Here is a 15,605-nt window from a genome sequence, read left to right as displayed (position 1 = left end):
AACTGCCCTTAAGCTCTTCGGGTGCAGTTTCGTTTGCTGGGACCGCTGCAGGTGACGCATGCGGACTGCCCGGTCGACATCGGGCCGCCGAAGCAGCGCGCGGTGCTCGCCGTGCTCCTGCTCGCCGCGGGCCGGGTCGTATCGGTGGACCGGCTGATCGACGCGGTCTGGGGTGACGATGCCCCGGGCAGCGCGACGGCCAGCCTGCAGGCCTACATCTCCAATCTGCGCCGGGCCCTGCGCGACGCGGGTCAGTCGCAGGTCGCCTCGCCGATCGTGCGGCAACCGCCGGGGTATTTCCTCAACGTCGAACCCGGCCAGGTCGATCTGGCGGTGTTCGCCTCCGGCTGCGCCAGGGCGGTGGCCGCCGTGGACAGCGGGGACTGGGACGCGGCGCTGGCCGCCGCCGACGAGGCCCTGGCGTGGTGGCGTGGGCCGCTGCTGGCCGACCTGTCCGACGAACCGTGGGTGGCCGACGAGGCGGCCCGCGCCGAGCACCTGCGCGCCGATTGTCTGGATGCGCGGATCACCGCGCTGCTGGGGCTGGGCCGGGTGCCGCAGGCGCTGGCGGCGGCGGCCGAGTTGCGCTCCGCCACACCGCTGGCCGACCGCGGCTGCTGGCTGCACATGCTCGCGCTGTACCGGGCGGGCCGGGTGACCGACGCGCTGGACGTCTACACCCGCCACGCTCGGCTGCTCGACGACGAACTCGGCGTGCAGCCGGGACGCGAGGTCCGCGAGCTGCAGACCGCGATGCTGCGGCAGGCACCCGAGTTGGCGGCGTGGCCGCGGTCCCCGGAGTGGACGGGCGCCGGTGCGGTGGCCACCCCGGCCGCGCCCACGGTCGAGCCGTCGGTGGTCCCGGCGGGCCCGAGCCGTGGCGCGCTGATCGGCCGCAGCCGCGAACTGTCCACCGCCGCCGGCGTGCTCTCCGACGTCGCGGCGGGTGCGGCGCGGTGGCTGGTGCTGTCGGGTCCGGCGGGAATCGGCAAGACCCGGCTGGCGGAGGAGGTCGCGGCCCGGGTGGTCGCCGACGGTGGGGACATGGTGTGGGTGAGCTGTCCCGACGAGCGGACGACTCCACCGTGGTGGCCGATGCGCCAGTTGGTGCGGGCGCTGGGCGCCGATCCCGACGAGGTGCTCGAGGTGCCGCCGGACGCCGATCCGGACACCGCGAGATTCCGTGTCTACGAACGCATCCAGACCCTGCTGGAGTCGGCGCCGCGCACGCTTGCGGTGGTCATCGACGACGTGCAGTGGGCGGACACCACGTCGGCGGCGTGCCTGGCGTACATCGCCGGGGCGCTGCGCGACCACCCGGTGGCGTTGATCCTGACAGCGCGCGACGGCGAACACAGCGCCGAGGTGGCCAGGCTGGTGACGACCGTGGCCCGTGGCGACCGCAACCGCCATGTGGCGGTCCCGGCGTTGTCCACCGAAGATGTTGCGGCGCTGGCGAATCAGGTGGCCGACGATCCGGTGACGGATGCGGAGGCGGCGCTGCTGGCCGACCGCACGGGCGGCAACCCGTTCTTCGTGTCCGAGTACGCCCGGCTGCCCCGCGCCGACCGGGTCGGCAGCGAGATCCCGGTCGCGGTGAAATCGGTGCTGGACCGCCGCCTGGCCGGGCTCGACCCGGCCGCCGTGCAGGTGCTCCGGACGGCCGCGATCATCGGCGACGCGCTCGATTCGGACGCCGTGCCGGTGCTGGCGCAGGCCACCGGGATGGACGTCGACACGCTGGCCGACCATCTCGACGATGCGGCCGACGAGCGCATCGTGGTCGCCGCGCACACCGGTGACGGGTACGCGTTCGCGCACGGACTCCTGCGTGACCACCTCATCGCCGGAATGCCCCCGCTGCGCCGCCAACGCCTGCACGCCACCATCGCCGACGTGCTCGACGGCAGCACCGCCGAGGGTGCGCTGACGCGCCGCGCCCAGCACCTCATCGCCGCGCAACCCCTGGTGGACGCCGGCGCGGTGGTGCAGGCGTGCCGACTGGCCGCCGAGGATGCCACGGCGCGGTGGAGTTCGGACATCGCGGCGGTGTGGTGGCAGGCCGCGCTGGACGCCTACGACCGGCTCCCGGCGGCGTCGCGCTCGGAAGAGGAGCGCGACGGGCTGACCGTGGCGATGCTCGAGGCGCATTCGCGCGCCGGGCGCGGCCGGCTGGTCCTCGACACCGTCGCCGCACAACTCGGCGATGCCGTGCGCACCGGTCGGGCCGCGACGGCAGGCCGGCTGGCCAGCGCGCTGCTGCGGGCCAGCGGCGGGTGGCCGTGGCTGGCCCCCGGCCATGATCCCGGTGGGGTGCTCGCGCTGCTGGAGGGGGCCGCGGTGCTGGCCGAGAGTGACCCCGCCGCGGGGGCGCGGGTGCTGGCCGCCCTCGCGGTCGGGCACTGCTACCACCCCGACGCCGCGGTGTCGGCCGGGCATCTCGAACGGGCCGCGCGGTTGGCCGAGGCCACCGGGGACCGCGACGTCATCGCCGACGTGTTGATGGGCCGGTTGATCACCTACTCCGGGGTGGCCGCCTACAGCCATCAGACTTTGGAGTGGGTCGCGGAACTGAACGCGCTCGGGCACAGCAGGTCCCGGGAGGACACCGTGATCGCGCACTCGGTGGCCACGATGGCGGCGGTGAACCTGACCGAGATCGACCTGGCGAAACTGCATCTGCAGGAGGGCATCTCGGGCAGTGAGGAACTGCGGCTGCCGGTGCTGCGGGCACAGCTGCGTTGGATGGAGGCCGTGCTGGCGGTGTGGCGGGGGGACTTCGCCGAAGCCGAACGCCACCATCGGATCGCGGCGGAGGTCCACGAGCAGACCGAATTGTACGAAGCCGGAAGCGGTTTGATCGCAACGGTGATTCTGATCCGTGAGAGGGGCGGCCCCGTCGAGCCGGGTTGGCCGGGCTCGCGTGCCGACACCGAGAGCGGGGGACAGGGCATGGTCGGCCTGGTGCACACCGCTCTGCTCACCGTGGACAGCGGCGACGAGGCGCGGGCGCAGGCGCTGATGCGACTGCGGGAGTGGGACGCCCAACCGCACCGGGCACATGTTTGGACGACGCTCGGGCACGCGACGCTGCTGGCCCATCTGGCGTGCGACCACGGATACGCCGAGTTCGCCCCCGCGCTGCTGGAGAGGCTGCTGCCGTTCGTCGACCGCATCGCGGAGATCGGTCAGGTCGGCGTGGTGGGGCCGGTCGCCCTGGCGACCGCGCGTCTGCGGGCGCTGATGGGCGACACCGACCGCGCGCTGGCCGACCTGGCCGACGCCGAGGACATCGCCGCGCGCACCGGGGGTGTTCCCGTCCTACTGCGGTGCCGGCTGCTGCGTGCGGAACTGACCCCGCCGGGTGAGCAGCGGAAGGCGGCGGCGCGGGCGCTCGCCACTGATGCCGATGCGCTGGGCATGCGCGGCGTGGCCGATTTGGCACGTCGGCTCGCGTGAGCAGGGCTTGGAGCCGCCTTGGCGTGGCCGTCCAAGCCGACGCCAAGAGCGGTGACGCACGCTGTGGGCCGAAATCGAGCACAGCGCAGTGAAAGGACTTCGATGACTCTGACCGATACCGCCCGCGACGGCATCGCCGACCAGGTGGCCGCGATCCGGGAGCACGTCTCGGCACCGGTGGCCATGCCGGGGGAGGCGGGTTACGAGCGGTGCACACCGTGGAACGTCGCCGCCGACGTGCGCCCCGCCGCGGTGGTGCTGGCCACGTCAACGCCCGATGTCGCCGACACCGTCCGGTTCGCCGCGGCCCGTGGTCTGCGGGTGACGGTGCAGGCCACCGGGCACGGCGCGACCGGGGTGGGTGCGGACACGATCCTGATCGTCACGTCGGGGATGTCCACGTGTGCCGTCGACGCGATGAACCGCATCGCGCGCGTCGGCGCGGGCGTGCGGTGGCAGCAGGTGCTCGACGCAGCGTGCCCGTACGGGCTGGCGCCGGTGGTCGGCTCGGCGCCGGGGGTGGGTGTCGTGGGCTTTCTGACCGGTGGGGGCATCGGACCGCTGGTGCGCACCCTCGGCGCATCATCGGATTACGTTCGTGCTTTCGAATTGGTCACCGGAACGGGGGAAGTGCTGCGGGTGACACCCGATGACCATGCCGACCTGTTCTGGGGTCTGCGGGGCGGTAAGGCGACGCTGGGCATCGTCACCTCGGTGGAGTTCGATCTGCTCCCGATCCCCGAATTCTACGGTGGCGCTGTCTACTTCGACGGTGCCGATGCGCCCGCGGTGGTGCGCGCGTGGGCGGACTGGTGTGGTGGCCTGCCGGAGACGGTGAACACCTCGATTGCGCTGCAACAGCTTCCGCCGCTGCCGGGCGTTCCTGAACCGCTTGCCGGTCGGTTGACGGTCGCGGTGCGCTTCGCCGCCGTCGGTGACTTCGCCGAAGCCGAACGCATCCTCGCGCCGATGCGGGCAGTGGCGGCGTCGCTGATGGACACGGTTGGGGTGCTGCCGTACGCGGCCATCGGTGCGGTGCACGCCGATCCGGTCGACCCGATGCCGGTGTACGAGGATCACACGCTGCTACACAGTTTCGACCCCGCGGCCGCCGAGGCGCTGCTGGGCGTGGCGGGGCCGGGTTCGGAGTCGGTGCAGGTGATCGTGGAGGTGCGCCATCTTGGCGGGGCGCTGGCGCGTGAGCCGCAGCACCGCAGCGCGCTGTGCCACCGCGATGCGGCGTTCGCGCTGACCACCATCGGGGCGCTGGTGCCGCCGATCGCCGAGGTGGTGCCGGTGCACGCCGCGGCGGTGATGAGCGCGCTGGGGCGCTGGTCGACCGGTGGGCAGCTGCCGAACTTCGCACCGTCGATGGATGCCGGCCGCGCCGCCCGGGTTTACACCGAGGACGCCAGGCACTGGCTGGCAGCGCTGGCCGAGCGCTATGACCCGGCCGGGGTCTTCCGGACGGGCCAGGTCGTCCGCAGCTGAGGCCTTTCGCGAGCGGCGAGTCAAGTTCGGGACGTGCTGCTCGCGGCCGGGCTTGGGAGACAAAGCGCTGGTAGACGCCCGATTTGGAATACCAAGCCGTGCTTGGGTAACCTCATGTTCACCAACGCGGGGTGGAGCAGCTCGGTAGCTCGCTGGGCTCATAACCCAGAGGTCGCAGGTTCGAATCCTGTCCCCGCTACCAGGTAAAACGGCTCCCGGAGATCACGCCGGGGGCCGTTTTCATGCTCAAGCGGTTGCGGGCTGACAGAGGAGGCCTGTGCCGCACCAGTTCTGCTGGTTGAGATGGTCGAGCATGGCCGTCTCTGCCGAGCCCGGATTGCGTCGCATCCCGACGAGGACGGGCTCGGTCAGAGCGGGCACCAGAGGGCAGGCGAGTTCTTCGAACCCCTCGGGGATGGCCGAGGCCGGGACCACGGTGACGCCCAACCCCTGAGACACGAGCCGCACCGCGGTGGAGATCTGTGACGCTCGGGCTACCGTCTGCGGGCTGAGGCCGGCGTCCGCGAGCGTGCGGGCGAGGTAGTCGTCGAGCAGGCTGGCGCGCCGGAATCGGATCCACCCCTCTGACGCCAGGTCTTCCAGGCGCAGGGCCGCGCCGTCCGAGAGGCGCGGGTGCCCTTTCGGCAGGACAGCGACATAGGCTTCCTCGCCCAGCCGGTGGGTGTCGAAGGTGCACCCGGCGGGGATGCGGTGGACGAGGACCATGTCGAGGGTGCCCTGGCGGGCCAGTCGTTCCATGTCCGCGGGATCGGGCTCCTCGTGGAGTGTGACCTGGAGCTTCGGGTGGCGGTTGCGCAGCTGCCCCAGCGCCTGGGGCAGCTGGCGCGCTCCCAAGCCCATGTGGACGGCGATGATGAGCTCGCCGGCCAGTTCCCCGTCGGCGGCGCGGGCCGCCGCGATGGCACGCCGGGATGCGGTCGTCGCGATCTTCGCCTCCGCGAGGAAGGCCCGCCCGGCCATTGTCACCGTCACCCCGCTCGGAGTGCGGGTGAACAGCTGCACCCCGAGGTGCTTCTCCAGAGCGCCGATCTGCTGCGACAGAGACGGTTGAGTGATTCGCAGACGTTCTGCTGCCGCCGTCATGGAGCCCTCCTCGGCGACGGCCAGGGCGTATTCGTACTGGCGCAGGTTCACACGGATTCACCTTCGTGCCGGGGTATAGAGAAGATCAATGCAAAGCATACTTTGGCACTATTTGCTTCTATGTCGGAGTAAGTCCTACCGTGGTGCCCACAGCCAGCACCAGACCCTGCGATGCCAGCTAAAAGCCCGTCAAGGCAAGGCAATTGGGTCCGTCAGCCGCACATCGACTCAAGGAGAAAGCATGCGTCTCGCGAACAAGGTAACCCTCGTCACCGGCGGGAGCGCGGGCCTTGGCCTGGCGATTGCCCAGAGATTCGGCAGTGAAGGCGCCCACGTCTATATCACGGGGCGACGGCGGGAGGCGCTCGAAGCCGCGAGGGCTTCCATCGAGGGACGTGTCACGGCGCTCACCGCGGACGCTACGGTCCCCGGTGATCTCGACCTTCTGATCGAGACGATCCGCCGGGAGAGCGGGCACCTCGACGTCGTCGTCGCCAACGCCGGGAGCATCGAGCGGATGAACTTCGGGGACGTGACCGAGGAACATTTCGACCGCACCTTCGACCTCAACGCCCGCGGCACACTGTTCACCGTCCAGAAGGCGCTGCCGCTTCTACGAACAGGCGGCTCGATAGTCCTGCTGGGCTCGGTCACTGCGCTCCAGGGGCACCCCGGGGCGGGGACTTACAGCGCGGCGAAGGCTGCCGTACGCTCCTACGCGCGCACGTGGTCAGCAGAGTTCGGCGACAAGGGCCTCCGGGTCAACGTGCTGAGCCCGGGGCCGATCGACACGCCCATCATCGACGGCCAGGCCGACTACTTCGGTCAAGACCCAGTAGCTCTCCGAGCCCAGATGAGCACCCTTGTCCCGATGGGCCGCCTCGGACGTCCCGAGGAGATCGCTAATGGTGCACTGTTTCTCGCCTCGGACGAGAGCAGTTTCATGACGGGGGCAGAACTTTGCATCGACGGCGGTATGGCTCGGGTATAGCCCGCTTCGGCCCGATCGCATCCTGCGGGCTGGCTCGCTCAGCAGTAAAGCGGCGACCTCAGCACTGGATGTCTGTTCATGATGGTCCGTCAACCGGGAGCAATACCGAGAATCCGGCCGCACGGCTTGCCGGAGCGACAACGGCATGATCTTCCCACACGCGCCACGGTCCGATCGGAGATCGCCCGGCCCGCTCAGCAACGAAGGTGGCCGGTGCTGACACGAAACCACCGCAACCGCAGATTGGCGGTTGGGAGGATTGCAAACCGTGCCTATGTGTGTACCGAGTGTAAGAAGTCCGCAAAGGCGGTGACCGGTGCCGGGTCAAATCCGGGTGATCCGCCTTCGATTGCGGCGACGTGTCTTGCGCCGGATGGTAGCCTCCCTCTCCGCTGTCACCGTTGAAACTGCGCTGTGTGCAGGTGGTTTGGGGCATCCTTACCGGATAGATCGACTGGGCAGTTCTTTGGGCTGTTTACCGTGCCGCGCCGCGGGCGCGATCTTTATGTGGACTGGTTCGTAGCTAGCCGATGCTGGAGTAACGCCGCCGCAGCCGATCGCGACACATAGTGTGCAAAGCACGACGGGGAACTCTCTGGGGGAAACATGAAGTTGCGGGGGATGCTCGCGGTTAAGCGAGCAGCGATTACTACAGGGGCTGCAGTTGCACTGTGCTGCGCCACTGGAGGGGTGGTGGCGCCGGTTGCCTCGGCTTCACCGACTGACGACGCTTACTTGGCGGCGATCGAAGCCAACGGCGTTCCAATACTTGGCCGGGACTATGTCATAGCCCTCGGTCACGCGATATGCGAAACGGCACGGCAGTATCCGTCGATGCCACTCGTTGACTTGGTGCTGAACGACGTGGGCAATGAGAACAAGCCGAGCCCATACAGTTTCGATCAGGGCAAGGTGATCGCCACCTCCGCGCTGGCCAACTACTGTCCTAGTGGGGCTGCTGGCAGTGAGCCGGTTGCGCCTGTCAGTGCGCCGCCGCCAGCTTCTACGCCGTACACCCCCGCGCCGAATGCCCCTAGTGTGAACGCACCCAACATCGGGTGTACATGGGTCAACGGTTATACCAAGAAGAACGGCACTCGCGTCAGAGGTCACTACAGATGCTGAGGCTCATCTATCTGATAGGGGTCACGCTGACGGCCGCCGCGTCGCAGACGGCGGTCGTCGACCTCTAAGCGCAGTCCATCGCTCGGCCGGCATCGACGAACCTGTCGAGCCGGTCGAGACGCGCGGGCGCGATCCGCGGGTCGGTGTCTGCGGCGCCGTTGGCGAAGTAGGCCGCTCGTCGTGCGCATCTCGACCAGCGACTCCACGCTGCCGGCGGACCACCGTGAGCCCGCGGCGAAGCGTGTGTGGGTCGGGATACGGCGATGTGAGTGCGGGGCCACCGTCGCCGAAAGACCAGTGCCGAGCCGCCTGCGGAGAGATGATGCGAGCGTGAAAACTCGAAGCCTCGACGAGATCCGCGGTGCGCTGGAGCACTGCTACGACGCATTCGAAGTGCTGTGCACGGACCTCAGCGATGACGAGTGGCAGGGCCAGTCACTCTGCCCGGACTGGAACGTGCGCGGCGTCGTCGACCACGTCACCAGCATCGAAGCCGTCATGGCCGGGTGGTTGCCCGACGACGACAAGACCCCACCGCCGTTCGAGCGGGCTGGGGAGTTCTTCGCCGACGAGACGCCGTACGTCGACAAGGTGCGCGGCGTCTACGACCGGCGGCGTCGTGATCTGGCCTCCCTCACCGACCAAGATCTGGCCCGCCCGTCCTGGATGCCCGTCGGCCCCGGCACGTACGGTCGCTTCCTGGCGATCCGGGTCTTCGATTTCTGGGTGCACGAGCGTGACATCACCACGCCGCTCGGCCGTGAGACCGACGACGGCGGCGTCGCGGCGGAGCTCGCGCTGGAACAGGTGGAGAACTCGATCGGCTACATCGTCGGCAAAAAGGTGGGCTTGCCCGACGGCAAGAGCCTCACGTTCGACCTCACCGGACCACTCGCCCGTCGCCTCCACGTCGCCGTCGACGGACGGGCTGCGCGGGTCGATCACGTGGATCACCCGGACGTCACAGTGACTACCGACTCCACGACGTTCATCCAGCTCGCGTGTGGACGCATCGACCCGCAGGAGCAGATCGACTCCGGCGCGATCAGCTGGACGGGCGACGACGAGCTCGGCGACCGCGCCGCCCGCAACCTGAGGTTCACGATGTGACCAATCACCCTGTCTCCGTTGACTTCCACTTCGACGTCATGTGCCCGTTCGCGTACCAGACGTCGCGCTGGATCCGCTCCGTACGCGACCAGACCGGTCTCGAGGTGAACTGGCGCTTCTTCAGTCTCGAGGAGATCAACCGGCAGGAGGGCAAGAAACACCCGTGGGAGCGGGAGTGGTCCTACGGCTGGTCGATGATGCGAATCGGCGCGTTGCTGCGCCGGCAGTCGATGGCCGACGTCGACGCCTGGTACGAACGGGCGGCACGGGCGCTGCACGTCGAGGGGCACAAGCCGCACGAGAAGACCGTCGCCCGACACCTTCTGGAGGAGTTGGGCTTCGACCCGGATTGGTCGATCAGGCGATTGCGGATCAGACGACGAGCGACGAGGTGATGGCCGACCACAAACGCGTCGTCGACGCGGGCGGCTACGGAGTCCCCACGCTGTTCTTTCCGGACGGTCAGTGCCTGTTCGGGCCGGTGCTGATCGATCCGCCGGTCGGCGAGGGCGCGTTGCGGCTGTGGGATGCGGTCGTGGCGTGGACGGAGTTCCCGCACCTGTATGAGCTGCAGCGTCCGAAAACCTCGGCCGACCAGCAGGCGATCGCTGACACGCTCCGTCCGTACCTAGAGGCCAGAGACTGGGTATCGATCAACCGCGGCAAGGTCATCAGTTTCGACGACTTTCGTTGAGAGACGAGTTGGTCATCCCAGGCGCGAGATGGTGGTCGTAACCGACTGCGCGGCAGGCTGTTTGAACAGCGGGTCGTAGATCGCCGCTTCCACGGCGGCGAAATCGAGCACCGCGGCGAAGGCGAAGGTCACTCGCACTGCGCAGCGTGTCGGTTGCCAAGAGCTACCGGGCGAACCGTCTCATCCCGGCTGCTCGATGAGTTGGAGCGCGGCGGACTGACCGTTGCGCAGGAAGCCGATGATTCCGGCCGCGGTGTTGCGAATCTGCTTCTGGCCGGCTCGCTCTGGACCGAGGAGAGCTGTGACCGCAGTGCCCAACACTCGCAAGCGATCGTCGACAGCGGTCGGCTCGGCCGACGGCCCGGCGAGCGACAATGCGACGCCGCTGATGAGGGCGTGCAGAGCGAAATTCTGGTCGGCGATGTCCCAGTCCGTCCGAGCCAGTCCGTTGCGACGCCAGAGGGGAATCATCGCTTCCAGAACGGCTCCGGGCCCCAGTGCGGTGTTGAGGGCGACGGAGCGAGGATGCTCGGCGAGCATGCCGAGCAGGTCGTCATCGTGGCGCTGCAGCGCCGCGACGAGCGGTTCACTGACGGCGATGTGAAGCATTCTCGGGCAGAAGCGCGACGGCCGGGCGAGCGCGGGGTCGTCGCCGAGTTGTTGCACCAAATCATCGAGCACATGGAGGAACCCGCGGCCGATCAGACCGATGAGGAGATCCTCCTTGGTCGGCCAGTAGAGGTAGACCGTGCCCTTCGCGACATGAGCTCGCGCAGCCACGTCGGCGACGGTGAAGCCTTTCGCGCCGCGGCCGAGCAGCAGGTCGTTGGCAGCAGTGAGAAGCCGCGCCGCTGTCGGTGAGTGGTGCTCAGGCAGGTCACCGCGCAAGGTGCTCACCGGTGGACTATATCGGCGCCCGGGGCGCACAGAGATCGACTACGCTATGTACACACTGACCAAATCGGTCATTTGGTCACCCGCCGCGCTACTATGGTGGCGAGATCTCTCAACGGTGGCGGCCGAAGGAGACGGTGAAATGCCCACGAAAGCGGACGGTCCGAGCGGCGCGGACATCGACCGTCTGGTCAACGAGCCGAATCGCGTACGGGCGATGAGGAAGGCGATCTTCGCTATCGCCGATGGTTTGGGCCCGGTCATCGATCTGTGCCGGATCTATGTGGACGGCGTCGAGAACCTTCCCCGCGACGGGCGGTTCCTGCTCGTCGGCAACCACACGATCTCCGGTTCGGCCGAGATCGTGTTGATCCCGTACTTCGTGCATCGTGAACTGGGCGTGCGTGTGCGCGGCCTCGCCAGTAGTCAGATCGCGGATGCGAACGGTGTCGTCCGTGACGTGATGGAGGCGGCCGGCGCGGTGCTCGGGCACCCCGACACCTGTGCGGAACTGATGAGAAAGGGCGAGACCCTGCTCGTCTTTCCCGGCGGTGGTCGGGACATGCTCAAGTTCAAAGGCGAGAACTATCAGTTGCAGTGGGAACGCCGAAGCGGCTTCGCTCGTCTGGCCATCGCCAACGATTATCCGATCGTGCCGGTCGGGTTGGTTGGCGGTGACGATGTCTATCTCAGTCTGATCGAACGTGACAGCGCCTGGGAGCGCGGAAGTCGTGCCATCGGCGAACGCGTGCACGGTCTTCCGGGAGTGGGCATCCCGCTCGTGCGCGGTGTGGGGCCCACCCTGATCCCTCGGCCTCAGCGCATGTACCTTCGCTTCGCTCCTCCGATCGACACCGCGAGGCCCGCCCGAGTCGACTTCGACACCTGGGTCACGACCGTCAAGGACAGAGCGCAAGGTGCGCTCGAGACCGCTCTCGCGGAGTTGCAAGAGCTGCGCGAAACCGACCCGTTCCGGAACCTGAACCCGCTTGCGTGGAGGCGAGCTGTCCGCGGAGGCTAGCTTTACCGATCACCGGCCGGACGGCTGAGAAGCCCCTCATCTGGTCACGACGATCTTCAGACCTGGATCCAGCCAGTGCTCGGCCGCGTCGTCCCAGCCGATCACCGTCGTGGGCACCGCGAGGGGATCGATCCCGCCCGCGGCCACCATCGCGAGCACATCGGGTAGGTAGCGCCGGGAGTCGGCCCGCGACGTATGCACCGTGATCCCGCGGGTGTACATCTCCAACAACGGCAGCGGCGTCTGGGCGGCGAAGTGGATCGTCACCACCGTCAGGCGTCCGTACGCCTCTGTCGAACGGATGGCGCAGTGCAAGCCCTCCACACTCAACGAGGCGCCGACGACGATCGGCGACCGCGGCAGCCGGCGCGGGAACTGTGCGCCCACATCGATCGTCTCGGCGCCCAAATCGGAGGCCACGTGGAGGCGCAGCGGATCGTTGTCGGCGTAGCGCACGGCGCCGGCTCCCAGTGCCCGCGCGCAGAGGACCGCGTACAGGCTGATCGAGGGGGCGTCCCCTCCAACGATCAGGACGTCGGCGCCGGGACGCTCGCGCAGGCCGTCGACGACCGTGCGGTACGCATCGACGACGTTGTCGGGAATCGTGGCCAGCGCGACGTCGCTGATGGCATCCGGTGCCGCCAGCAGCATGTGGTCCGCGTCGGGCACTACGAGTAGGTCAGCGATGCCGCCGCCGTGGCCTCCGCCGGCCGGACCGAAACCGAAGGCGGCGCCGGCGCGCGCGTAGCGGGGTTCACATGCGGCGTAGCGACCTCGGTCGCAGAACGCGCAGTGGCCGCATGACACCTGGAACGGTACGGCGACGCGTTGGCCAGGCCGGACGCTCTCGACACCGTCACCCACATCGGCAACTTCTCCGGCGATCTCATGGCCGACGGGGTAGGGGCCGGGGAAGATGCCGAATCCCGCCATCGCGGAGTCGAGGTCGCACCTGGCGACGGCGAGGGGATGGATGACGGCCTGCCCGGGTCCGGGTTCCGGGTCGGGCACGTCCTGCCACTCGAGCCGTCCCGGCTCGACGAAGACCAGCTGGCGCATGGTTCAGCTTGGCAGCCACGCCGGTTTCATGTTCCGGAAATGACGGCCATCGTCACCGTCTCAACGGCGCGGGCGTCACGCCGGCGGTGGTGGCGGAGGCGGAGGTGCCGGTGGTGGAGGTGGCGGTGGCGCCGGCCACGGCAGCATTATCGGCGGCAGCCCGGGGATTTCGAAGACGTTGGGTGGCGGGGGCGGCGGAGGCGGTGCCTCCACAGGAGGTGGCGCGCTCGGAGCCGATGGCGCGCTCAGGGGAGGTGGCTGGTACACCGGCGCCGGGACGTACCCGGTGCTGGTGTTGATGGTGATGATCGAACCGGGGATGGTCTTACCCCGCGGAGTCGTTCCGACGACGGTGCCCTTCGCCGACGAGCTGTTCACCGCAGTCGGCTCGGCTGCGACCTGAAAGCCGGCGTCCGCCAGCTTCTTTCGCGCCGCATCGAGCTTCAGCCCGGTCACGCTGGGTACCTCGCTACCGGGTCCGCCGTCGACGTAGCGCGGATCGGTGGGCGGCATGGCGACCGGGCCGAAGTAGTTGGCGATCGGCTTCATCGCCATGTACCAGGTCCGGGCCGGTTCCGTTCCGCCGTAGAGGTCACCGTCGCTGCATTGGCGCAGCGGGTACGAGCACAGACCTGACGGGGTGGGGGAGTCGTTGAAGATGTAGTTCGCGGCGGCGTACTGATTGGTGAAGCCGAGGAAGCCCGACGACCGGTGCGACTCGGTGGTACCGGTCTTGCCCGACATCGGAAGATCCCATCCGACCGAACCCGCAGCGCCCGTGGCGGTTCCTCCGGTGTGGTCCTTGCCCAACGCATTGGCCATCGTGTTGGCGAGCCCCTCGGGGACGACCTGCTCGCAGGGCGCCGCCGCGAGGGCCACCTCATCGCCGTTGCGGTCCAGGACCTTGTCGATCGGGCTGGGCGGGCACCACATTCCTCCGGAAGCCAATGTTGCGGCGACGTTGGACAATTCGAGCGCGTTGAGCTCCAGCGGGCCGAGTGTGAACGATCCGAGGTTCTGCCGCTTGACCCAATCGGCGATGCTCTCGTTGGACTCGGGATCGTACGCGCGGGCGGTTCCCGGCTCGGCGTAGGACCGCAGCCCGAGCCGGACCGCCATGTCCATCGCGCGCGGAACACCGATCTGGGAGATCAGCTTGGCGAACGCGGTGTTGGGCGACTTCGCGAGTGCATCGGTTACGTTCAACTGGCCGGCGAACCCGGAGACGTTTCTCACGCACCAGGTCTTCGGCGGGCACCCCGGCTCGGTGCTGTCGCCAAGTCCGGTGCCCCGAAACGTCTGGGGCACATCGAGTGTGGCGTTGATACCCATCCCCATCTCCAGCGCCGCGGCTGTGGTGAAGATCTTGAAGATCGAGCCGGCGCCGTCGCCGACGAGGGAGAAGGGCTGGGGCTGCACAGTCTGGCCGGCGTTGACGTCCAGCCCGTAGGTGCGGCTGTCGGCCATCGCGACGATGCGGTGGGCGTCCTTGCCGGGCCTGATCACGCTCATCACGCTGGCGACGCCGACGGCGGTGGGGTCGGCGACTTCGTCGATGGCGTTCTTCACGCTGTCCTGGACCTTGGGGTCGAGGGTGGTGCGGATCAGATAGCCGTTGCGGGCCACGTCCTCCTTGCTCAGACCTGCGCGGGCCAGGTACTCCATCGCGTATGCACAGAAGAACGCGCGATCGCGGGCGGCGATGCAGCCCTGCGGCAGCGGATCGGGCCGCGGCAGCACGCCCAGCGGCCGGTCCTTGGCGGCGCGGAGTTCGTCGGCCTTGTCGGGCAGGTTTTCGATGATGGTGTTGAGCACCACGTTGCGCCGTTCCAGCGTGGCATCGGGGTGGGTGTACGGGTCCAGCGAGCTGGGGGAGCGCACCATTCCGGCCAGCATTGCCGCCTGCTGCCAGTTGAGCTCGCTCGCATTGATGCCGAAGTAGGTCTTCGCGGCGTCCTGAACGCCGAACGCGCCGTTGCCGAACGACACCAGGTTCAAGTAGCGGGCCAGGATCTCCGCCTTGGGCAGCGCCGCGTCCATGGCCAGGGCCGCCCGGATCTCGCGGAGCTTGCGTGCCGGGGTGTTCTCCACCGCGGCGCGCCGGTCCGCATCGGTCTGCGCCTTCACCAGGAGGTTGAAGTTCTTGACGTACTGCTGCTCGAGCGTCGACCCGCCCCGGGTTCTTTCGGCGCCCTGCAGATAACCTGCCAGGCCGGTCAGGGTGCCCTGCCAATCGACGCCGTTGTGCTCACTGAAACGCTTGTCCTCGATCGAGATGATCGCCAGCTTCATCGTGTTGGCGATCCGGTTGCTGGGTACCTCCCAGCGGCGCTGCTCGTACAGCCATGCGATGGGGTTCCCTTCGGTGTCGACCATGGTGGACACGATCGGTACCTCACCCTCGATCAGTTGCGTGGATTCTTCAGTGGCCGAGTCGGATACGCGCATGATCGCCGACCCGGCGCCCCCGACGAACGGGAACATCAACGCCGCAGCGAGCAGCCCGGCGACGAGGCAGCAGCCCGCCAGTCTGGCGAGCGCTTGCCACTTTGCCCGACGCTTGTCGCGCATCCCGTCAGCTTAGGACGGTTCGCGGGACCTGACAGCGGATTGCGCGGGACTCGCGAAACGCCGCGGCTTCTCGCTGAGTGGGCCTC

General features: G+C 68.4%; 10 protein-coding genes, 1 tRNA gene and 1 pseudogene. 8 read left to right on the top strand and 4 right to left on the bottom strand.

Annotated elements, in window-relative coordinates:
• Positions 1-21: 21 nt before the first annotated feature.
• From G6N49_RS16015 to G6N49_RS16005, 3 genes are all read left to right on the top strand, one after another.
• On the top strand, positions 22-3,459 hold the full coding sequence (locus G6N49_RS16015) for an ATP-binding protein (RefSeq protein WP_456320105.1): 3,438 nt from the start codon (positions 22-24) through the stop codon (positions 3,457-3,459).
• Positions 3,460-3,561: 102 nt separating this feature from the next.
• Positions 3,562-4,950, top strand: a complete 1,389-nt coding sequence (locus G6N49_RS16010; RefSeq protein WP_011855100.1) for an FAD-binding oxidoreductase — start codon at positions 3,562-3,564, stop codon at positions 4,948-4,950.
• Positions 4,951-5,075: 125 nt separating this feature from the next.
• A tRNA-Met gene (locus G6N49_RS16005) sits at positions 5,076-5,152 on the top strand.
• A gap of 44 nt (positions 5,153-5,196) precedes the next feature.
• Here the strand turns inward: G6N49_RS16005 and G6N49_RS16000 are convergent.
• Complete coding sequence (locus G6N49_RS16000) at positions 5,197-6,105, bottom strand: LysR family transcriptional regulator (RefSeq protein ID WP_011558882.1); 909 nt, start codon at positions 6,103-6,105, stop codon at positions 5,197-5,199.
• A 190-nt stretch (positions 6,106-6,295) separates the two neighbouring features.
• Here G6N49_RS16000 and G6N49_RS15995 point away from each other — a divergent pair, with 190 nt between their 5' ends.
• The 4 genes and pseudogenes from G6N49_RS15995 (at position 6,296) to G6N49_RS15980 (ending at position 9,974) form a co-directional block, all read left to right on the top strand.
• Positions 6,296-7,045, top strand: a complete 750-nt coding sequence (locus G6N49_RS15995; RefSeq protein WP_011855101.1) for an SDR family NAD(P)-dependent oxidoreductase — start codon at positions 6,296-6,298, stop codon at positions 7,043-7,045.
• Between the two features lie 606 nt (positions 7,046-7,651).
• On the top strand, positions 7,652-8,170 hold the full coding sequence (locus tag G6N49_RS15990; protein WP_011558884.1) for a DUF732 domain-containing protein: 519 nt from the start codon (positions 7,652-7,654) through the stop codon (positions 8,168-8,170).
• Between the two features lie 330 nt (positions 8,171-8,500).
• The gene (locus G6N49_RS15985; RefSeq protein ID WP_120314232.1) at positions 8,501-9,280 is read left to right on the top strand and encodes a maleylpyruvate isomerase family mycothiol-dependent enzyme; all 780 of its coding nucleotides are present in this window, start codon (positions 8,501-8,503) and stop codon (positions 9,278-9,280) included.
• A pseudogene (locus tag G6N49_RS15980) lies at positions 9,277-9,974 on the top strand (mycothiol-dependent nitroreductase Rv2466c family protein). Before G6N49_RS15985 ends, G6N49_RS15980 begins: the two are co-directional and overlap by 4 nt.
• Before the next feature lie 180 nt (positions 9,975-10,154).
• Here the strand turns inward: G6N49_RS15980 and G6N49_RS15975 are convergent.
• On the bottom strand, positions 10,155-10,871 hold the full coding sequence (locus G6N49_RS15975) for a TetR/AcrR family transcriptional regulator (protein ID WP_234786793.1): 717 nt from the start codon (positions 10,869-10,871) through the stop codon (positions 10,155-10,157).
• Between the two features lie 139 nt (positions 10,872-11,010).
• Between G6N49_RS15975 and G6N49_RS15970 the strand changes: the two genes are divergently transcribed.
• The gene (locus G6N49_RS15970; RefSeq protein WP_083044667.1) at positions 11,011-11,889 is read left to right on the top strand and encodes a lysophospholipid acyltransferase family protein; all 879 of its coding nucleotides are present in this window, start codon (positions 11,011-11,013) and stop codon (positions 11,887-11,889) included.
• Between the two features lie 36 nt (positions 11,890-11,925).
• Here the strand turns inward: G6N49_RS15970 and G6N49_RS15965 are convergent, their stop codons facing one another.
• Entirely contained in the window at positions 11,926-12,948 is a 1,023-nt protein-coding gene (locus G6N49_RS15965; RefSeq protein WP_083044666.1) for a zinc-dependent alcohol dehydrogenase, read from the bottom strand.
• A 75-nt stretch (positions 12,949-13,023) separates the two neighbouring features.
• Entirely contained in the window at positions 13,024-15,519 is a 2,496-nt protein-coding gene (gene ponA2, locus G6N49_RS15960) for a transglycosylase/D,D-transpeptidase PonA2 (RefSeq protein ID WP_083044665.1), read from the bottom strand.
• Between the last annotated feature and the right edge of the window lie 86 nt (positions 15,520-15,605).

This window comes from Mycolicibacterium monacense (assembly GCF_010731575.1).
Classification (GTDB): domain Bacteria; phylum Actinomycetota; class Actinomycetes; order Mycobacteriales; family Mycobacteriaceae; genus Mycobacterium; species Mycobacterium monacense.
This window is presented reverse-complemented; position numbering and strand designations above follow the sequence as displayed.